This is a genomic window from Thiocapsa sp. C2-2m, from assembly GCF_041903745.1.
GTDB classification, from domain to species: domain Bacteria; phylum Pseudomonadota; class Gammaproteobacteria; order Chromatiales; family Chromatiaceae; genus Thiocapsa; species Thiocapsa roseilacustris.
This window is the reverse complement of record NZ_JBBWVD010000006.1, coordinates 1-19,148: the sequence shown is the minus strand read 5'-3', so window position 1 is coordinate 19,148 and position 19,148 is coordinate 1. Positions and strand designations below refer to the sequence as shown.

Genomic DNA, 19,148 nt, shown 5'->3' with positions numbered 1-19,148 from the left:
ATGCCCAACGAGCCCACAGAGATTCCCTGCAAACAGCGTATCCGTCAAGCACGACTCCTGTCGTGGCGGGCTGGTTTCGAGGAAGCGATGCGCACGGTCGAGATCAATCTGGCGCTCCTGCTGATCCTGGCAGAGCAACAGGCCGAGCGCGCACCCCCCGATACGAACGAGCATGCTCGAGCACATCAACGGCTATCGGACCTGACGCAGGCTTTCGCCGTCATAACCTCCAACCCAGTCGATCGGATGGACGATCGTGCGCGCCTCGGCGGAGCGCTGGCCGGGGTGGTCGAGCAGATCCTGGCCCCGCTGCGTGCGACCAGGTGGGGCACCGGTTCTGATCGCAACATGGAGGGGGCCGAGGATCTGGTCTATGCCATCCTCATGGGACTCCCGCTCTGGCCGAACAGCTGGGGACAAGATGTTGCGGCGGCTGCCTGGTTGCTGACCGACGAAGGAACGAAGCGTTGTTTCCGCTCGCGCGCATCCGGGTTGATTGTCTCGCACGCGATCCCCGAGGGCATTTTCGCGGCCAACACGCCGTCTCGGTCCGACCGCGCGGCATGAGCAAATATGAGCGTTATGCCCTGCCGTTGCCGGCCCGCCCTCCTCGTCCTCCCGGTCGTCCTCGCCGGCATGCACGTCCGCGCCGACTGCCCCGGAAGCGCTCGGCTCGAAGAGGCGCTGGTGCTCGTCAGCACCGTTCACCCGGTCCTGATCGCCGAGGGCTCCGCGCATGCCGAGACGCAAAAGCAGCATGACTGGAAGGCGGTGTTGAGCCTGGGCTACGACACCAACACTACCTTCGAGACCGGAGAGGCCGGTGGCCGAGCGGCCCTACGCGTCGAGATCCCGCTCTGGGACCGAGCCAATCAGATCGAAAAAGCGAAGGCCCGCGCGACCCTGGTCGCCAAAGAAGACACCGCGCGGGTGTCACTGCTGGGCGACATCCAGAGCCTCTGCGAGCTGTCCAGTCAGGTCAAGGCACTCGATACCATCCGGATCTTTACGCGCGATCGGCTCGAGTATCGTCAGGAGCGGGTGACCCAGGGACTCGATCCCACCGAGTCGCTGTGGCGCGAGGCCGAGTCCATGCAACGCGCGGAGCATGATTGGCAACGCGAAGCAGGCAAGCTCGACGCCCTACGGCTCACGCTCGCCCGCCGTTACGGAGGTGAAGAATGGCCTCGGCTACAGGCACTGTTGACGGCGATGACGCACTGATCGAGCCGGCGGCCGAGCCGGATCCGATCTTCGTCGGGCGCGGCCCCGTGCTGGAACGCGGGCTCGCCGCCTTGCGCATCGGTCACAGCATCTTGATCAAGGGGCAACCCGGCATCGGCAAGCGCTCGCTTCTGCGCGAGGTCAGGATTCGCCTCGCCGAGGAGCGGATTTGTCTCTGTCCGACGCTTGCCACACCCAAGGCGTTCGTCGCCGAGCTTGCCGAGCAGGTTCATCACGCCATCGGCCTGACGGTCCCGGAGCGGCTCATCCCTCCGCGGTTCCGCGCCGAGGCCGAGCGTACCGGGCGGATCGCCTGGAAGCACATCCAACGCACCATCGTTCGGCTGCCCGCCCAAGAGGTCATCCTCTTGGTCCTCGGCTCGCTGGAGGGGCGCGAGGACGTGGTGCTCTTCGTGGAGAGCTTGGAGGTTCCGCCATCTCAGGCGGACATGCTCCACCAGCTTGCCGAGCACTGTCAGGTCGCGGCCGGGATCGAGACCCAGAACCGGCGTAACAAGGTGATGCGCCTGCTGTGGCGATTCCAGGTCACGCTCGAGCTCAAGCCGCTGATCGGCGCCGAAAGTCGCGAGTTGGTCGAGCGACACCTCGAACGCGCGCCCATCGACTTCGAGACCGAGAAGGTCAGAGACGCCTTCGTGACGCGCGTCGTGCGCGAATCACGCGGCCTGCCCGAGGCCATCACCGGGATGCTGGCTGCCGCGGTCAACGAGCGCGAGGTCACCCGCCGTTCCCTGCACGGCTTCCACCATGAGTCGGCCATCACCTACATCGACATGACGCCGATGCTGCTGGTGATGGCGGTCGGTCTGATGGCGATGCGCTACATTTCGCGTGGGATCGGGGTGCAGGAGCTGATGGTGTTGGCCGGCGTGGGCACCTCGATGTTCTCGCTCATGCTCTTCTTCGCACGGCGCATGTCGAGTCAGGGGCGCTGATGTTGACGCCGACCCATCTGGTGGCCGGACAGACCGCCTATCTCGCGGTCTGCGTCGCGAGCGGCAACCCGCCGACCCCGACCGAGGCACTGGTCGCCTTGGGCGCGGCGATGCTGCCGGATCTCGACTCGCGGCAGTCCTACATCGGTCGGCTGATACCGCCGCTATCCACCTGGGTCGGAACTCGTTTCGGCCATCGCACCCTGACCCACTCACTGGCGGCTCAGGTCGTGGTTCTGACCGTCGCCTGGTTCCTGCTCCCGACCGGCTATTTCATCGCGCTGGCCGCGGGCTGGATCTCCCATTCGGTCGCCGACATGATGACCCGGTCCGGGGTCTGCTGGTTCTGGCCCTCGCTGGCGCGCTGCGTCCTACCGGGTAATCCGCGGTATCGCATGGAGGTACTGGGTCACGGCGAGCTGTGGTTCCTGTCCATCATGATTCTGCTCGGGCTGGTGCTGATGCCGCTGGCCGAGCGAGCGGAAGGCACGACCGGGCTGATCCGATCGGCGATCGGCGACATCACCGCCGCCCGTTCCGACTTCGATGCCGACAAGGGTAGGCTTGCCTTCACGCTCGAGATGCGCGGGCGCGATAACCTGAGCTATGCCGACGTGTCGGGCACCTATCCCGTCATCGGCCCGTGGCAGGAATCGGGTTTCCTGGTCGCCACCCCGGACGGTCCGCGCTCCGCCTGCAACAGTACCGCGTGCGACTGGTACACCGAGCATGCGGACCTCTCCCGTGGTGTGGCACAGACCACGACCTCCTTCACGCTCGCCGCGCCGGTTGCGAGCACCGACGGCATCCGGGCCGCCCTCGCCACGCTCACCGCCCCGGAGATCTATCTCCTGGGCACCTTTATCGCCCCCGAGACCAAGCCCGCACCGCCCACGGTCATGGTCTCGGGCGAGCGAGTCACACTGTTCTACGCCACCCCCGACAGTCTCGGCACCTGGAACGGTCGCGTTCTCGCCGAGCTGACGCTGACGGTGCAGGCCCGCCACACGCCGGATGCCGATCCCGGCACCCTCGGTCCGCTTGGCCCTGCGTCCTCGTTCATTGATCCGCGCCTGCAACGGTGGCTACAGTGACGACGAACGTCGATCTGGACGTCGGCCACCATCGGCTGGTGCTGTTCTGGGGACTCGCGGTCTTCGGGCTGATAGCACCTTGGGTCATCGCGAACATCGACTGGTCGGCGCTGCCGTTCCTGGAGCAACCACGACAAAGCTGTACGGTCGCCTCGATCCACGACGGCGACACCCTGCGAGCCGAGTGCCACGGCGAACATCTGCAGGTGCGCTTGTACTGCATCGACGCCCCGGAATTGGCGCAACGCCCCTGGGGTCCCGACAGCCGCGATCACCTGCGCCGAATCACGCCGAGAACGATCTCGTTGCGTCTTGTCGATACCGACCGTTACGGGCGGCGTGTCGGGGAGGTTCTGACGACCGACGGGGAGAGCTTGAATCTGGCGATGGTGTCGGCCGGTCAAGCGGCGGTCTATCCGCGCTACTGTCGGGACCAGCGATTCTTCGCCGCCGAGCGCGCGGCGCGGAGCGGTGGCCTCGGGATCTGGTCGAGCCCCGGTGACCACCAACACCCCTGGGATTACCGACGCGGGTCGAATTGATGGGCGGAACGGACGGACACTACGGGCTGTGGCAACTGCCACAGTCGATGGCTTTGGTCGGTTGTTGAGCGACCGGCACGATGGTTGAACGGCTCGATCGATGTCCGGACTCGATCCGTTCTGGAGCTGTGGCAACTGCCACAGTCGACCACAAGGCATGGTTATTCAGCGAAGGTGAAGCACGCTGCGGTTGTCGATCCCTGCTGAAACGACAGGAAGTGACTGTCAGGAGGGGTGTGGCAACTGCCACAGGCGCCGATAGAAGCGCCTCGAACGAAGCTGAGCTCGGGTTGATCAAGGCGCGATACCGAGCATCCCGGGGCTGAAATGGCATGATCTCTTGTGCGTGGGTATTGGACGGTCTTTTCCACCGTCTTTTTTTTCGTCCCACCCCCACCTGTCTCGGTCGGGGGCACCGGGGACCGACCGGGTTGGGTTTGGGTAGGGTAGGGGTGACGTAGGAGTAGGGTAGGCAGGAGGCAGCACCCCATGCACGACTCACCCGCGCCGACCGCCCACCGCCCACCGGCCTACTCCTCGAAGTAATCGTCCACCGCCTGCTGCAAGGCGGCATACAACTCCTGTTTGGTGGCACCGGATGCCCGCGGCACTTCGAGCGTCATGCCGCGCGAGGTGCGCTTGATCCGCACCGCCAACTTCCCGGTTGCCTTGGCCGATACGGTTGCCACGACCATACCCCGCTTGCCGCTGCTGCTGCGTTCCCTGGCCGCGTCCAGCAAGGCCGTCAGCGTCTCTGCACCCGTCATCGGCAGGTTCTGACTGTGTTCCTCCCGAGCTTTGGCGAGCGAACGCGCAAAGGACAGGATGCGCTTGGCCGCGTCCCGATGGGCCGTCTCTTCGCTCGAAAAGGTCGGGCTGAGCTGTCGCCAGTGCGAGGTGCGGATCTCCAGGATCGACGGATAGGCCCGGACCAGCTCGTCCGGCATGTCGCACAGTGCGATGATGCGGCTCAGGTTCGAGCGGTCGATCCGGATCGCCTCGGCCATGCGCGAGATGTTGCCTTCGTAGAGGCTCTCCAGCGCCCACCGATACTCACGCGCTCGCTCGTAATCCGAGATGTCGCGCTGTCCCCGGTTCTCGGCATCGGACAGCTCGAACGCCGCTGCGGTGTCCAACTCGTCGCGCACCTGGATCAGCAGGAGATAGGGCTCGCCTTCGGCATTGACCTCGCCGTGCATGCGAAGCCAGGAGACCGTCCAGTGGCGCCTTGCCCCGGACAGGATCTCGAAGTCATGCTCCGCCCCGTCCACTCCCATCCGCGCATCGCCCTTGAGGCTGCGCACGATCGCCGGACGCTCTTGACGCCCGAGCGTGCGGAACCCTGAGATCAGATCCGCGCACCGTTCCGCGTTGAGCAGCTCGTAGGCTCGATTGTGGTGTTGCCACAGCCGACAACGCGCCGGATCCACCCAGTGAAAACGCTGGATGGCCGTCTTCTGAATCGCGGCATTCGGCTGGCCGGGTGCCCGTGGATTCGTGATCGCGGCGATGTTCGCCCCGAATGGCCCCGAGCGATCATCCCCGACCGATCCTTGGCCGGCACCCTCGTGACCCTGCTCGATCCGATCGGCAATCCCCGAGATCAGACTGCGGTTCTTCATGACGGTGCGCCCCTACATGAGCCCGGCTTCGCGCAGGGCTTCGTGGTGACTCGGCCACGTGCGCCGGACCAGGATTTCGAGCTCGCGGTTGAACCCGTCCAGATATGCGATGCAGCGACGATGGACCTCGCGCGAGGTCAAGGCCACAGGCTGCTCGTAGACCGTCTCGAATCGCGCCGAGGCATTGTCGATCTCGGCGCTGTCCTTGATCGGCGTCACCATCAGGTAGGAACCGAAGACCTTCCTCATCATGTCGGCAATCGCCGTCTGCGTGGACTTGCGCTCATCGAGCTTGGAGAGCACCACCCGCACGAAGCGATAGCTCGGATCCACCCCGTGTCGCCGCAGCGTATCGAGGGTGTCGATGACCATGCCGAAAAAATGCGTCGTGGATGCGAAATCGATGTTCGCCGGCGGCACCGGGATCACCAGTGCATTGGCCGCGACCAGGGCGCTGATCGAGATCAGACCCAACGCAGGCGGCGGGTCCAAGATGATGATGTCGTAGGCGTCGGCCACGCCTTCGAGACCCGCGCGTAAGGTCTCCAGCAACTCGACATTGCCGGCTACCTGCGCCGCCAGCTCGTACTCGGCGCTGTAGAAGTGCAGGGCGCTCGGGATCAGATCGATCCCGGGCCAGTAGGTCTCACGGATCGCGTAATGCAGGCTGTGCTGCTCGCCGAGCAGATACGGGGCGATGGTCTCGTCATGCCTGATCTGCAGATCCGGATTGAAACCGAACACCGTCGTGGTGCTCGCCTGGCTGTCCAGATCGACGACCAGGACCCGATAGCCCTGAATCGCGAAGTATTGTGCCGAGTGACAGGCGAAGCTCGACTTGCCGACACCCCCCTTGAAGTTGGAGAAGCTCAGGATTAGGGGCGGATCCTGTGGCGAGCGCCACGGCCGTGTCCCGAAGGCATCGCGCATCCGATTGACGGCATCCAGAGAGTAGCCACCGCGCCGGCCATTCTCCATGCGACCGGGGGAGGGGAGCTTGCCCTCTTTCTCTGCGAGTCGGATCGTCTGCTGGCTGCGCCCGACCAGCTCCGCCGCCTCCGAGATCGACCAAGTCCGTCGCAACGTCTTCTGGCCCTCCGGGGCGAAGACGTCTTCGCGCAACGCGCCAAGCACTTCCTCGGCACGCTGGCGAAGGAACTTCAGCGGATCCAGGCCCGCGTCTTCCGTATCCATGATCGCTACCCGTTGCCTCTCGACCGCTATCGCTTTTCGAGAAGGATAGACGATAAAAGCGCTAATAGACAGAAAAGGAAGACGATAACGTTAATCCAAACACGGTGGCTCGGCTTGCGCAAATACACCGCTAGAGGAGGGTAGGGGAGGTCAGTATCTCGGTTCGACGCCAAGATGTACGGGTGCCAGAATCACCCCGACGACGCATTCACCGGGGTCGATCGGTCGTCCGCGTACACACGAATCGGGAGATTCCTGGATGCCCCCGCACGAGATCGGTTGGTTCGGCGCCGGTTATGCCGTCGCCAAGGGCGGCAGTGCCCCCGACGACTACTATCCGCCGCTGAACGATATGGAGGCCCAGCGCGAATGGTTGGCTGGCTTCGGAGCAGGGTGGGTTGAGTGCACCGACGGCGATCTCGACGTCATACTCGCGACCTTGTTCGGCGACGGTCGCGCCGGTGAGAGCATCGACGAAGCCCTGGCACGAGCACTGGAGGGAAGGGCCGATTTGCTGCGGCAACTGCGAACGCACGGGGAGGGGAGGGTGCATCGTACACTGCATTGAAGGTTATCCCCCGTTGCTGTGGATAACCCAGTTCGGAACATCCATTTCACGCCGTAAACCTCGCATACATCAACCCGATGCATTAGATCGGTCAAACATTGACCACTTGTCCCGGCATCGGTCTTGCGCTCACATCGAGAGCGGCTCCCTCTGTTTATCAATTTCCTCTACCAACCGCGCCAACAGCGCATATAGCTCGCACATCTCGCGGTCTCCAGCGAATCCCACCAGAGGCATCGAGGGCAAATCCGTGACGACCCGACTCAGAATCGCGACCGCCTCGTCATGCCCGAGTCGCGACAGGATCTCCGCTGCGCCGTTGAGCTCGCATTCCACCTCGCGCACACTCCCAGAGCTGCAGCCGCATTGGAGCAAGTGCCGGATGGTCTCGGCGGCGAACCGACGCGCTTCCAGTATGACGTCAATCATCGAGTCGCCTACAATCGGGGTTGGTGGGCGAGCGGATGACGGATCCTTATAGACACCGACTGGATTCTCCGCAACCACGACCCGCGGCCGGCTCCGGCGACCATCCGGTCATTTCGTATAATATAGTTTATGTCAAGTCACATACTCAGATATATCAAGCTCTTCGCTATGACCAGAGTTGACATAAACCTATGAACCAGAGTCTTCCGGCCGGGACACGCCATCGCGCCCGAACTCGCCCGGATGATGGTCGCACCCTCCGGACCGCATTCCGCGTCATCGACCCGAAATCGACGTTTGTGGATTTGGCCAGGATGCGGTATGTGTGCACGTCAGGCGGCATACCGCCAAGAAGCCCAGCCGAATCACCTTCCGAGGAGAGCCGAGCATGTCGCGACGAGGCCGTCACCGTCCGTCCGTCGTCACCTGGCGCGAGTACCTTCGCCAAGTGTTCGATCATGAGGGGTTCCCGACTTTTCCCGATCTGAATCTGCTCGCCGAAGGCGATTCCTGGTTCACCATCAGCGGCCTACCCCCCTATAACCTCCTCTTCGAGCTTCGTTTCCGCAAGCACACCCGAATCGTCAACTGCGGCACGCCCGGCGACACCATCGTCAGCATGGCCAGCATCGCCCGCAGCCAGCAGCTGCGCGAGGCCCTCTCGCCAGGGATCCAGCGCTGGGATGCCATCCTCCTGAGCGGCGGCGGCAACGATTTGATCAACGCGGCCGGCAATATCGTCCTGCCCAAGAACAACCGACCGACCAATCCCGGCAACCCCGCCGACTATTGCGACCCTGCTGCACTCGCGGCGCTCCTCGACGACGTCCAAGACGGATATCGACGCATCGCCGCAATGCGCGACGTCCCCGGCGGCCCGAGCCGCGGGGTGCCGATCATCGCCCACACCTACGACTACGCCACGCCCCGCGACGCGCCCGCCATCTTCGGGAGCCTAGGCCCCTGGCTTTTTCGGGCATTCAGCGATCGGGAAATTCCGCCTGAGAACCGGGTCGAGCTTGCCGACTACCTGACCGATCGCTTGGCCGAGAGACTCCTGGAGCTTGCCGACGGCACGAAGAAGATCCCCGAGCTCCACGTAGTGGACACCCGAGGCACCCTGACCCGAGCTGCGCTCGGGCACCACGGCGACAGCCACGACTGGCAGAACGAGATCCACCCCAACGGCGGCGGCTACGAGAAGCTCGCCAAGCGCATCGAGCCGGTCCTCGAGGGGCTGCTAGATCACTGACGGCAACGATAGGGCGGGCGTGACGCCGTGTTGCGCTCCGAAGCCGACGGCTCTTGCCGTGCACACCCCGGGGAAGAGCGTGCCATCAAGCCAACCCGGCACCTACGCCGTGCTTTTGTCCCCGAACCATCAAGGACCGGTCCCGATCGGACGACTCGGAATCCTGATGCTGGGCACCGGTTGCTTCATTTACGTCGGCAGCGCGCTCGGCCCCGGCGGAATCCCCGCACGTTGCAGACATCACCACCGGATCGCCACCCGCCCGCACTGGCATTTGGACTATCTGCGACCCCAATGCGCGATCAGCGGGTACTGGATCGCCTACGGCACCGAACGACGCGAGCACGCCTGGGCACAGGCTTTGGGCCGCATTCCCGGAGCGCGCCGACCACTTCCCGGCTTCGGTTCGAGCGACTGCGATTGCCCGACGCACCTGGTCGAGTTGGACGCCGCACCTCAGCCCGAGACATTGATACGCGTCCTGGGGCCTGGCACCACGTGGATTCCAGATCTGTCATGATTCCGACGACGAGCCCCGACCCTCGGTGCGACCGATCCCGGCCGACGGCAGCCACCAACCGGATCAACGCCTCATGACCAAGATCATCCTGCGAATACCCGAGGGCACCGAATGGCCCGTGGTCGGACGAGATCCCGACACCGGCTCACTGAAACTCCGGCCCGGCTTCCTGATCGCAGCAGCCGAAGCATCCGGTTGCACCTTGTACGACGACGGCAGCAACCGACCGCTCTTCACGGAAGACATGATCGCGACCCTGCTCCTGGAGTGGTATCGCGAACGCCGCCAGATGGGCGCCCCTGCCTGTCCGACCATGGAAGCGGTCATACGTGAGACACGAAGAGAGTCCCTGCACTGATCGTCTGCTCTCCCGCCCGACCACCAGACCGCAATCCGATTGCCGCCAACGAACACCGAGACGCCTGCTCGACCCTTAACCCGATGCCACCCCCGCCCCGCACCTCCGCACGGCACCTGGACAGGCAAACAACGCCTGACCCGGCGCCGCGCTCCGGTCCGGGGCTCCTCACTCCGACGCACCCTCGGCAGCTAAGGAGCGTGCCCCTGTCACCCGCCTTGCATTGCAGCACCCAACGGCGTCGCAGTCTGATTCGGGTGGTGGCGGCCCCGTCGGGCGCCGGCAAGGCGGGCGCCAGGGGCACGACCGTGTGGACATCTCCCCCCCGGCCCCCGCTGGGGGTGGATTGAGCGTGGCCAAGCGGCTCTTGGCAAACGACGCCAACAGCCGCTTGGCCACGACCGAAGGATTCTCATGCGGGAGGGCCCGCACCCCGGCCCTGCGGGGTCGCAAGCTCCAAGCAGTGCGTCTGCCCCCGCGGGGTCGTGCCCGGCAAACTGCGCCGGTCACTCCTCTCCGCGGGGGCAGCCGAGGCCGGGGATTTTGATGGCGGTGTGCGCAAGCACGGCAGTGAACCGCGAGCCTCTCAGCCGCCTTGCCGCGCCTTGGGCGCTGTGTCGGCGGCCGAGTCGGCTCATCCGCGCGCGACTCGCCGCCCTGACGGGCGTCTCGCCGGGCGCGCGCGGCATCGGCGCGGCTGGTTGCTCCGCAGATCGGGCGCCCGGCTCCGACGCCGGGGTAACGAGTTAGCACACCGCCGCGAAGACGGCTGACGCCACTTCGCAGCGCATGCCGTCGGAGTGGTGCAGACCGTCGGAGCAGGGCCGCTCTGCTCGGGTCTCCAAAGTTTAGCGGGGGTCTGATCCTGTCAAGGGCACCTCCCCATCCGCTTGTCGGGGCGCTCCGAACCCGTATCCCTGTAGACAGAATCCGAGCCTACCGCGCCCCGACAATCGGACGGGGCCCCTCCCTTGACAGGATCAGACACCAACCGCTGATGGGGGGACGACCCGAACAGAGGGTTGCCGAAGCTCAAGGAGAAACGCCATGACGCGCAACATCGACGACTACCCGGATGCCTTGTGGTTGGACGAGGGGCAGGGGGCGACGCGCTGGGACATCGGCGAGGACTACCCGGTCCACTTCTGCAAGGAATGCGGCGACGAGGTGACGCCGGAAGACGGTTGCGAGAGCTGCGGGACCGGGCTCTATGCGGAGGACAGCGACGAGGACTAGCGCGACTGACGAAAGCCCCCGGAACGGGGCTTTCGCCTTTTCCGCCACTGCTCGTCCGCTGCGCACCGGGGCGCACTCCGATCCGATCCATTCAGGATCGCCCTGATCCGCACCGCCCGGACGCCCGTGCGAACGGCGGTTATCATCGCAACACCGTCGCGCGTCTTCTGCCACGGGGTCGCACCCGCCTGAACCATGCCGGTCGCTCCTTTCCCGTGGCGGCATCCGACCTCCGGTTTGACCTCGATCATCCACCTCGCCGGCATTGACCGATCCAATAGCCCATGGCACTCACGATTCATCAGAAATTCGCCTCCATCGTCGAGGAGATCGACCGCAAAGGGTTCGCGGAGCTTGTCCGCCTGTCGGTCCTGAAGAAGTGGTTCGACAAGCCAGGGCGCCTCATCGCCTTCGCCCTCTGGATCGCCGAGAAGGCGACAACCGGCGAAGCACCGGCATCCGAGCCGGAAGCCGCGTTGCTGGCGCAGGTACGCGCACTGCTCGAGGACATCCAGGCGCGCAGCGATCTGAACCCACGGGCGATGTTGGAACTTCACGGACGGCTCGAGGCATTCCAGTCCGACTACAGGAGCCTGAGCTGGGGCCAAGTTCGCCTGGTTCACTCGAAAGCGCTGTTGCTGATCGAAGATGCCCTCACGATCTGCCTCCGGCATCCGGACGACCCCCGCTTGGGCTACAAGCTCGCGTCCGACTACTGCGGGCACTACGATGCGAGGTACGGCAGAAACCTGAATGGCCCGTCGCGTGACCGCGTCCAGGAGATTGCCGAGCTCATCGCCAGACGGGAAGCGGATGAGATCGCTTTCCCCCATGGGACATCAGTGCGCGGCGAGCCCTAGAAAACGAACGTCAGCTCAGCGGTGCAGCCGGGACCGGGGATTCAGATGCCGATGCATTCGCGCGCCGTACGAGTAGCCGACCTCGGCGCGGCCTGCAAACACGGCTCGTCCGGTGCATGCTCATCCCGAGATCAACCCCGCCCCGCACCTACGCACTTCGCCGGGACAGGCACACGACGCCTGACCCGGCTCGCTGCTCCGGTACGGGGCTCCTCACTCCGACGCACCCTCGGCAATCAAGGAGTGCCCCTGTCACCCGCCTTGCAGATCAGCCCCGTCCGGCGCCGCGGTCTCGATGCAGGTGGTGGCGGCCCCGGCCAGCGCCGGCAAGGCGGGCGCCAGGGGCACGGCTTTGTGGACATCTCCCCCAACCCCCGCTGGGGGCACCGCGCTGCGCGACAACAGCTGCGCGCGCTCCGCGCGCGCGGCTGTTCCGCGTCCCGCGATCCTGATCCGGTCCCGCCCGCCCGAACCCTTGTCGCAACACATCCGATTTCCGGTGCCGCTCATACAACCGAATGCTCCTCCGGCTGCGGATCGATCACCGGTGCCGGGCCCCTCCATCCGGCAGGCGATTCGCTCATCCTCCCGAACCGCCCCGGCTCCTGTGCACCGGCTGCGAACGGTACGGCCGAACGCACCATCGCAGACGTACGAGCTTCACACGGCTAGACCAGGCCGGCAGGTTTGGCGATGTCGGCGGCTCGACCACCGTCCTCGTCGCCGCCTGAAATGTCCGCCCGCCGCGATATCGAGCGCACACGAGACGGTGTCCATCCCTGGAAGGCGGCCGGCCGTCCCTGGCCGGACGCAGCACGCGGCACCCGACCTGAGACATTTTCCCGTGATCGAGAACCCCCACATCCGGCGCATACCCATCCCGATGCCACCCACGCCCTGCCCCTGCGCACTCCGCCGCACCCGGCAAACGACGCCGGCAACGGCTCCGCGCTCCGGGACAGGGCTCCCCACTTCGACTCGGGAAGAGGCATTGAGCACGCCAGCCCAGCCCCAAGCAAACGACGCTTGCGGCCGGGCCAGCGCGAGCCGTGTGGACATCTCCCCCAACCCCCGCTGGGGGCTTGAGGGTCGCGAAGCTCCAACGAGCGTCTGACGTCGCCGGGTCGCGCCCGCCAAACAGCGGCGGTCGCTCCTTTCCGACGACGTCAGCCGACCATCAGGATTTTCATAGGCGGTGACCGAGACGCTCGAGCGCGCCCGACAGAGACTCACAAACGACGTGAGTCACTGCCGGGCGACAGCCTTGGTCAGGATGTTCGAGGTCCCGGATGCGGAACTGCTGCGCAGATCCGCGGGGAGCGTCTTCCCCATGCCACCCCCGCCCAGCCCCTGCGCACTCCGCCGGTCCAGGCACACAACGCCTGCACCGGCTCCGCGCTCCGGGACAGGGCTCCTCACCTCGACGCACCCTCGGCAGCTGAAGAGCGTGACCGTCACCCGCCATGCAGATCAGCACCCAACGGCGCCGCAGCTTTGTACAGGTGGTGGCAGCCCCGTCGGGCGCCGGCAAGGCGGGCGCCTGTCACGACCGATGTGGATGCGGGAGGGCCCGCACCCCGGCCCTTCGGGGTCGCAAGCTCCATAAGGTGCGTCTGCCCCCGCGGGGTCGTGCCCGGCAAACAGCGCCGGTCACTCCTCTCCGCGGGGGCAGCCGAGACCGGAGGATTTTGATGGCGGTGTCCGAGATGTCGACGGTAGCCCGGCAGAGACTCACAAACGACGTGAGTCACTGCCGGGCAGCAGGCTTGGTCAGGTTGCGCAATGCCGCAAGAGCGGAACTGCTGCGCAGATCCGCGGGGAGCGTTTTCCCGAGCCCCGCCGCTTTGCCCTGCCGCCACTTCACACCCTCGGGCAGGGTAGCCCACCGTGGAGTGGAAGCAAGGTAGTAACGCCAAGAGCCGCTAAGGTCGCAAACGACGCGCCCTAAGCGGCTCTAGGCGTTCTCCACCTTGCTTCCACTCCACGGTGGGCTACTGATCCTGCCGGGTGTGAAGCGTCGGCAGGGCAAAGCGGCTCCGTGGTTGTTCATACGCTCGGGTTTTGAGGCTTCGCACCGGGGGATTTTGATCCCCCTCCCGTCCCCCAGGGGAAGCGGGTGCTCTCATCAGCATGGCCTGTAAAAGCCCGGCGTCAACGCCTTTTGTGCTCCGCACAGGTTCCACGTGGAACCATTAGCAACTGTTTTTAATACATTTTCTTCTTGATATACTCGCTTCGTGTGCTATACTGTGTTTATACACAGCACACCGGAGCAAGCCATGACCAACCCCGCCCGCATCGCGCCCGCGCCCGTCGGCCCACGCGGCTTCTTCTCGGTCCCCGCGCGCCACGCCGGCCGGGTCATCGCTCGCGTCAGCGCCAACGGCTCGGTCTGGGCCTGGCGTGCCGTCCGCAAGGGTGACCGCCCCTCTCCCGCTTGCCTGTTCGTGCCTTGTCGCAACCACGCCCACGCGGTGGCGGTCGCGGCCTGCGCCAAGGTTCAGGGTTGGCAAGTCCAGACCAAGCCCGGTACAGCTTGCGCGGTCTACCGCAATGGTCCCCTCTCCGCTTCCGCCCCGCCGCTCGCGGTCAAGGTCAGGTTGCCCCTTGGGGCATCAGCCTCGGCAGCCCGCTGCCTGCTCCGCGCAGCCTGGCTCAATCTGGTGCAGCCATGAGCGTACCCACGTCCCTGGTCATGCTCGCCGGCTCTCGTGGTCGCGTGCCGGGTGCGTCCAACATCGCCGCGGTTGTCTCGGACTTGCTCGCGGACGGGTCGCACCTGGTCACGGGGTGCGCTACGGGCGTCGATGCCCTGGTCATCCGTGCCGCCCTCGCCCAGGGCGCGCCTGGCGCTATGGCCCTATCGATTCTCGCGGCTCACGGGCCGGTCTCGCCGTCGGCGTCCGCCTCGCGCTACTCGGCGCCGGGCTCCTGGTCCGGCTCAGCGGTCGCGGCTGTCGCCGCAGCCCAGCGCGCCGGGGCCTCGGTGTCCTGGTGGGCCGGTGGCGGCCCGGATGTCGACCTGCGCGCCCGCTTGGCCCGCCGCTCGCTCGCCGCCGTGCGCCTGGTCGCGTCCGGTAGCTGCGGCTCCGGCCTGGTCGCCTGGCCCTCTCGGTTGCCGTCGTATCCGTTCCGGGCCGGGGCTTGGCCCTCCTGCGGCTCCGGTACTTGGGCCTCGGCTGCCGCCGCCGCGCGGCTGGGCGTGCCGGTGGTTGTGTTCCCGGTCGGCGCTGTCGCCGGTCTGCCCCTGGTGTCGTGGCCGGCTCTCGCTGCCGGCGGCTCTTGGTCGCCCCTCACATCCGGTGTCCTTGCGGGTGCGGCCATCTGGTCGCCCCCTCCAACCCTCGCCCTGTTCGCCTAATCGGAGGCTCCCCCATGCGTTACTCCACTCACTGGCATTACCTCCCTGCATCCGTCCAAGACCAAGCCCGCGCGCGCTGGCCCTCGGGCTCACGCGCCGCCGGGCCCGGTGACTGGTACCTGTACGAATACGATACGGTCGAGTTCGGTCCCGGTTATCAGTTGAGCTTTTTACCCGCCATCTCGACCGCTAAGACCCAGTGCTTGGCGCGCCTGGTCGGGCGCAAGGCAGTGAAGCCGACGGCTCCGGTCGCGCACGCTTTTCGCCGCCGCTGAGCTCCGGGGGTCCTCGATGGTTACCGGCTACCGTCGCTTTCGCGCGCTGTATCGTGGCTTTCGCAGCGCGCCTTCTTCGCTACCCCGTCGGCTCTGGGGCCTCGTCCTCGCCTTGCTGCCCCTGCCGCTTCGCCGCCCGCTCCTGCGGCTGGTCGCGCTTTGGGCCAGCGCGCCGCCCTGGCTGGTCCGGTTCCTGTCGGGTCTCGGCGGCTACCTGGTCATGTCCGGCGGTGCGTTGTTGGTGCTTTGGTTATGGGGTCGTGTCGCTCCCCTGGTCTGCTCGGACACGCTCAAGCCGGGTTACGCGCCCGTTCAGATCGACAACCACACGGAACTCACAGCAGGGTAAATCCAATCCAAACGTACACGATATTGACATTCTTCATGCTGGAAAAACACATATAGTGTATAATTAAGACATGAAAACAACTCGCACCACCCTCCCGCCCTGGCGGGTTCTCACCGCTCCGGCTGCGGCTGGCGCTCAACCCTTGGAGGTCACAATGAGGCTAAACCTGATCGACGGTGGCGTGTTGATCCACGCCTACACGCGTGCCCAAGCCCTAGATGACGGGACACTCGTCGATGTCTCGGATCTGGCACGGGATGCCGGATTCAAAGTCCCGGTCACCGTCACGGCCAAGGTCTGGTCCGACTGCGTCGCGTGGGAGCAGGCACGGGAGATCGCCCCGCAAGACGAGACCGGGCGTCTCTGGGACGTGCTCGCAATGGCCCATTTGGCGGCTCGTGGTCGACCCCACACCGGCCGCCTGACCTTCTCGGTCCTGCGGATCGGGTCCGGTCGACTACGCCCCTCGCGGGTGACTCTCGCCCTCGTCATTGGTCCCGGAGACCAGGGCGAACCCGTTATCACCATCATGCAACCCTCGGAGGATTGAACCATGTGTCTCTCGATCAATGTCCACCAAGTCGCGCGTATCGAGGTCAGCGCGGTGACCTGTCCCCTGGAGCGCGACATAACGTCCTGGTGGCAGATCCTGACGTTCCTCGATCAACAAGGCGAGAAATTGGGCGAAGTGGTCGCCTTTCTCAAAAGCCCGGATGCCGCGCTCCCGTTCGGTGACCAGCCGCCCTATTGGGGCATGGACCTGACCAAGCCGGCCGGATTGATGGACGGGGAGAGCCCGTTCTGATGAGAGAGCGCTTAGGGGGATTGCCGCCCCCTAGCGCTCGGTTCCCAAGTGTCGTCGCAACAACAAGTAGGAGATTCGATCATGTTCCGCAAAGCCGAGAAGCGTCAAGCCCGCCTCCGCCTGGCCCTGTGCGGCCCGTCCGGGTCCGGGAAGACCTACAGCGCGCTCCTGATCGCCCGGGGCTTGGCCCCTGGCGGTCGGATCGCGCTCATCGACACCGAGCGCGGGTCCGGTGAGCTCTACGCCGATTTGACGGCCTACGACGTCGCCCCGCTCGAGCCGCCCTACACGCCCGGCCGGTATATCGAGATCATCCGCGCCGCCGAGTCGGCCGGTTACGACGTGCTGATCATCGACAGCCTTAGCCATGCCTGGACCGGTGATGGTGGCGTGCTCGACATGCACGACAAGGCGACTGCGGCCAGTCGCTCGGGCAACTCGTTCGCCGCCTGGCGCGAGGTGACCCCTAAGCATAACGCTTTGGTGGACACGATCATTGGGGCCGGTCTTCACGTCGTCGTGACCATGCGCACCAAGACCGCGTATGACATGGTCGATGATGGCAAGGGGGGCAAAAAGCCCATCAAGATCGGTTTGTCCCCTATCCAGCGCGACGGGATGGAGTACGAGTTCACCACCGTGGTTGATCTCAGCGTGGACAACCATATCGCCACGGCGACGAAGGACCGCACCCGGCTTTTCGACGGCGAGCATTTCGTCCCGTCGATCGCAACTGGCGAAGCCCTGCGCGATTGGCTCACCACCGGCAAGGATCCGATCGCGGAGAGCAAGCGCACCCTCAAGGCGCTGAAGGCGAGCGCGACGCGGATCGGCAGCGTCCCCGAGTTGGAAACCTGGTGGCGGTCGCGCTCCGCCGAGATCGCCCTCCTGTCGCCGTTCGATCGCGAGGCACTCACCGGTCACTGTGCCGGACGCAAGCTCGCGATCATTGAGGCCCAGACCAAGGCGCACATGGCCGAGAACCCCGAGGAGACCGAGGAGGCGCCGAAGCGCCGCGGGAATGGTGAGGACCGCCCCGCCGCCGGAATCGACGCCCTCAAGGCCGCCACCCTCTGACCAACCACGGAAGCGCGGCCCGGGTGGGCCGCGCAAGGAGAACGTACAATGGCCAAGCCGTCCCTAAAGCTCTACGAACTGTCCGCCGATTATCTGGACGCCCTGGACGCCCTCGCCGAGATCGAGGATCTGCCACCCGAGGTGATCGCCGACACGCTCGAAGGTCTCGCGGGTCCGTGGGAGGATAAGGCCCTGAACGTCGGCCGCTACATCCGCAATCTTGAGGCCGAGGCCGTCGCCATCGAGGAGGCGAAAAAGCGGATGGGCGCTCGGGGCAAAGCGGCCGCGAACCAAGCCGCGCGGCTCAAGACCTACCTCGAGGCCGAGCTCAAGAGGACGGGGCTCAAGCCCAAGGCGCCGGATCTGGCGCTACGGCTCCAAAACAACCCGCAGTCGGTGACGATCGACGACGCGGCCCTGATCCCGGACGAGTACCGCCACACGGAGACGGTGGTAACCATCCTCAAGGCCGAGATCGGCGCCGCCCTGAAGGCTGGCGAGGTGATCCCCGGGGCGCGCCTGGTGCGCAGCCAACGGCTGGTGATTCAATAGACCCCAACCACCGCGCCAAGGACGGCGCACGTAAGGAGACGACGACATGAGCGGAATCAACAAAGTGATCCTGATCGGCAACCTCGGTGCGGACCCCGAGATCCGCGCCACCCAAAGCGGCGACTCCGTCGCCACACTCCGGATCGCGACCAGCGAGTCCTGGAAGGACAAGCAGACCGGCGAGCGCATGGAGCGCACCGAATGGCACCGCGTCATCCTCTGGCGCCGACTCGCCGAGATCGCCCAGCAGTACCTGCACAAGGGCTCGAAGGTCTACATCGAGGGCAAGCTCACGACTCGGAAGTGGACCGATCAATCGGGTCAGGATCGTTACACGACCGAGATCGTGGGCAACGAGATGCAGATGCTCGAGGGTCGGCCGGCCGACGCCGGCGAACGCGCGCGCGACTCTGGCGGTTCCAGCCGGTCGGCCCAGTCGACGCGGCAACCGGTCGAGTCCCAGGCACCGGAGCCGCCGCCCCCGGACTACGACGAAGACATACCATTCTGAGGTTTCCCCGGCTCGGGTGTCCGCCCGAGCCGTGCGCCCGATCTGCAGGAACGCCAAGCGCCGCGCGGAGCCGAGACCCGAGCAGCGCCCGCGCGGTCGTATCCCGCCCGACCTGGCTCAGTGGTCCGAGCTCGCCGAGGGCCGGATGCGGAGCGCGTCGCCGCCCGGAAGGCTGGCGAGGTGATCCCCGGGGCGCGCCTGGTGCGCAGCCAACGGCTGGTGATTCAATAGACCCCAACCCCCGCGCCAAGGACGGCGCACGTAAGGAGACGACGACATGAGCGGAATCAACACAGTGATCCTGATCGGCAACCTCGGTGCGGACCCCGAGATCCGCGCCACCCAAAGCGGCGACTCCGTCGC

25 protein-coding genes are annotated in these 19,148 nt (G+C 65.7%); 20 read left to right on the top strand and 5 right to left on the bottom strand.

Going from position 1 to position 19,148, the window contains the following annotated elements; translation table 11 throughout:
* From AADX97_RS05855 to AADX97_RS05835, 5 genes are read left to right on the top strand one after another with little or no spacing between them, the layout of a single operon-like run.
* Positions 1-567: a hypothetical protein gene (locus AADX97_RS05855; RefSeq protein WP_374233968.1), complete on the top strand. Its 567-nt coding sequence runs from the start codon at positions 1-3 to the stop codon at positions 565-567.
* Between the two features lie 6 nt (positions 568-573).
* Positions 574-1,224: a hypothetical protein gene (locus tag AADX97_RS05850; protein ID WP_374233969.1), complete on the top strand. Its 651-nt coding sequence runs from the start codon at positions 574-576 to the stop codon at positions 1,222-1,224.
* On the top strand, positions 1,182-2,180 hold the full coding sequence (locus AADX97_RS05845) for a hypothetical protein (RefSeq protein WP_374233970.1): 999 nt from the start codon (positions 1,182-1,184) through the stop codon (positions 2,178-2,180). Before AADX97_RS05850 ends, AADX97_RS05845 begins: the two co-directional genes overlap by 43 nt.
* Entirely contained in the window at positions 2,180-3,274 is a 1,095-nt protein-coding gene (locus tag AADX97_RS05840) for a metal-dependent hydrolase (protein WP_374233971.1), read from the top strand. Before AADX97_RS05845 ends, AADX97_RS05840 begins: the two co-directional genes overlap by 1 nt.
* Positions 3,271-3,816 carry a thermonuclease family protein gene (locus AADX97_RS05835; protein WP_374233972.1) on the top strand — a complete coding sequence of 182 codons (546 nt, stop codon included), beginning with the start codon at positions 3,271-3,273 and terminating at the stop codon, positions 3,814-3,816. Before AADX97_RS05840 ends, AADX97_RS05835 begins: the two co-directional genes overlap by 4 nt.
* A gap of 530 nt (positions 3,817-4,346) precedes the next feature.
* Here the strand turns inward: AADX97_RS05835 and AADX97_RS05830 are convergent.
* Complete coding sequence (locus AADX97_RS05830) at positions 4,347-5,438, bottom strand: ParB N-terminal domain-containing protein (RefSeq protein ID WP_374233973.1); 1,092 nt, start codon at positions 5,436-5,438, stop codon at positions 4,347-4,349.
* Between the two features lie 12 nt (positions 5,439-5,450).
* Positions 5,451-6,632 (bottom strand): AAA family ATPase, encoded by a 1,182-nt coding sequence (locus tag AADX97_RS05825; RefSeq protein WP_374233975.1) that lies wholly within the window; start codon positions 6,630-6,632, stop codon positions 5,451-5,453.
* A gap of 259 nt (positions 6,633-6,891) precedes the next feature.
* On the opposite strand from AADX97_RS05825, the gene AADX97_RS05820 reads away from it, so the two are divergent.
* Positions 6,892-7,200, top strand: a complete 309-nt coding sequence (locus AADX97_RS05820; protein ID WP_374233976.1) for a histidine kinase — start codon at positions 6,892-6,894, stop codon at positions 7,198-7,200.
* 129 nt (positions 7,201-7,329) lie between these two features.
* Here AADX97_RS05820 and AADX97_RS05815 read toward each other — a convergent pair whose 3' ends face one another.
* Complete coding sequence (locus tag AADX97_RS05815) at positions 7,330-7,629, bottom strand: hypothetical protein (RefSeq protein ID WP_374233977.1); 300 nt, start codon at positions 7,627-7,629, stop codon at positions 7,330-7,332.
* Between the two features lie 388 nt (positions 7,630-8,017).
* Between AADX97_RS05815 and AADX97_RS05810 the strand changes: the two genes are divergently transcribed.
* The 5 genes from AADX97_RS05810 to AADX97_RS05790 all read left to right on the top strand — a co-directional run bounded on the left by AADX97_RS05810 (position 8,018) and on the right by AADX97_RS05790 (position 11,855).
* Positions 8,018-8,881, top strand: coding sequence for an SGNH/GDSL hydrolase family protein (locus tag AADX97_RS05810; protein ID WP_374233978.1), 864 nt, complete (start codon positions 8,018-8,020; stop codon positions 8,879-8,881).
* 79 nt (positions 8,882-8,960) lie between these two features.
* Positions 8,961-9,401 carry a DUF123 domain-containing protein gene (locus AADX97_RS05805; RefSeq protein WP_374233979.1) on the top strand — a complete coding sequence of 147 codons (441 nt, stop codon included), beginning with the start codon at positions 8,961-8,963 and terminating at the stop codon, positions 9,399-9,401.
* 73 nt (positions 9,402-9,474) lie between these two features.
* Entirely contained in the window at positions 9,475-9,759 is a 285-nt protein-coding gene (locus tag AADX97_RS05800; protein ID WP_374233980.1) for a hypothetical protein, read from the top strand.
* A 1,047-nt stretch (positions 9,760-10,806) separates the two neighbouring features.
* The gene (locus AADX97_RS05795; RefSeq protein WP_374233981.1) at positions 10,807-10,995 is read left to right on the top strand and encodes a hypothetical protein; all 189 of its coding nucleotides are present in this window, start codon (positions 10,807-10,809) and stop codon (positions 10,993-10,995) included.
* A 284-nt stretch (positions 10,996-11,279) separates the two neighbouring features.
* Positions 11,280-11,855 (top strand): hypothetical protein, encoded by a 576-nt coding sequence (locus tag AADX97_RS05790; RefSeq protein ID WP_374233982.1) that lies wholly within the window; start codon positions 11,280-11,282, stop codon positions 11,853-11,855.
* A 252-nt stretch (positions 11,856-12,107) separates the two neighbouring features.
* Here the strand turns inward: AADX97_RS05790 and AADX97_RS05785 are convergent, their stop codons facing one another.
* Positions 12,108-12,344 carry a hypothetical protein gene (locus AADX97_RS05785; protein WP_374239276.1) on the bottom strand — a complete coding sequence of 79 codons (237 nt, stop codon included), beginning with the start codon at positions 12,342-12,344 and terminating at the stop codon, positions 12,108-12,110.
* Between the two features lie 1,760 nt (positions 12,345-14,104).
* On the opposite strand from AADX97_RS05785, the gene AADX97_RS05780 reads away from it, so the two are divergent.
* From AADX97_RS05780 to ssb, 9 genes are all read left to right on the top strand, one after another.
* Complete coding sequence (locus AADX97_RS05780; protein ID WP_374239274.1) at positions 14,105-14,530, top strand: hypothetical protein; 426 nt, start codon at positions 14,105-14,107, stop codon at positions 14,528-14,530.
* The gene (locus tag AADX97_RS05775; protein WP_374233984.1) at positions 14,527-15,216 is read left to right on the top strand and encodes a hypothetical protein; all 690 of its coding nucleotides are present in this window, start codon (positions 14,527-14,529) and stop codon (positions 15,214-15,216) included. Before AADX97_RS05780 ends, AADX97_RS05775 begins: the two co-directional genes overlap by 4 nt.
* A 14-nt stretch (positions 15,217-15,230) precedes the next feature.
* Entirely contained in the window at positions 15,231-15,491 is a 261-nt protein-coding gene (locus AADX97_RS05770) for a hypothetical protein (protein ID WP_374233986.1), read from the top strand.
* 16 nt (positions 15,492-15,507) lie between these two features.
* Positions 15,508-15,840 (top strand): hypothetical protein, encoded by a 333-nt coding sequence (locus tag AADX97_RS05765; protein WP_374233987.1) that lies wholly within the window; start codon positions 15,508-15,510, stop codon positions 15,838-15,840.
* A 154-nt stretch (positions 15,841-15,994) separates the two neighbouring features.
* Positions 15,995-16,390 (top strand): DUF6573 family protein, encoded by a 396-nt coding sequence (locus tag AADX97_RS05760; protein ID WP_374233988.1) that lies wholly within the window; start codon positions 15,995-15,997, stop codon positions 16,388-16,390.
* 3 nt (positions 16,391-16,393) lie between these two features.
* Positions 16,394-16,645: a hypothetical protein gene (locus AADX97_RS05755; protein ID WP_374233989.1), complete on the top strand. Its 252-nt coding sequence runs from the start codon at positions 16,394-16,396 to the stop codon at positions 16,643-16,645.
* Positions 16,646-16,726: 81 nt separating this feature from the next.
* Positions 16,727-17,722, top strand: a complete 996-nt coding sequence (locus tag AADX97_RS05750; protein ID WP_374233990.1) for an ATP-binding protein — start codon at positions 16,727-16,729, stop codon at positions 17,720-17,722.
* Between the two features lie 48 nt (positions 17,723-17,770).
* Positions 17,771-18,274 carry a siphovirus Gp157 family protein gene (locus tag AADX97_RS05745; RefSeq protein WP_374233991.1) on the top strand — a complete coding sequence of 168 codons (504 nt, stop codon included), beginning with the start codon at positions 17,771-17,773 and terminating at the stop codon, positions 18,272-18,274.
* A 46-nt stretch (positions 18,275-18,320) separates the two neighbouring features.
* The gene (ssb, locus tag AADX97_RS05740) at positions 18,321-18,785 is read left to right on the top strand and encodes a single-stranded DNA-binding protein (protein ID WP_374233992.1); all 465 of its coding nucleotides are present in this window, start codon (positions 18,321-18,323) and stop codon (positions 18,783-18,785) included.
* Positions 18,786-18,902: 117 nt separating this feature from the next.
* Here the strand turns inward: ssb and AADX97_RS05735 are convergent.
* Positions 18,903-19,148: hypothetical protein (locus AADX97_RS05735; protein WP_374239273.1), on the bottom strand; the 246-nt coding region annotated here is incomplete at its 5' end.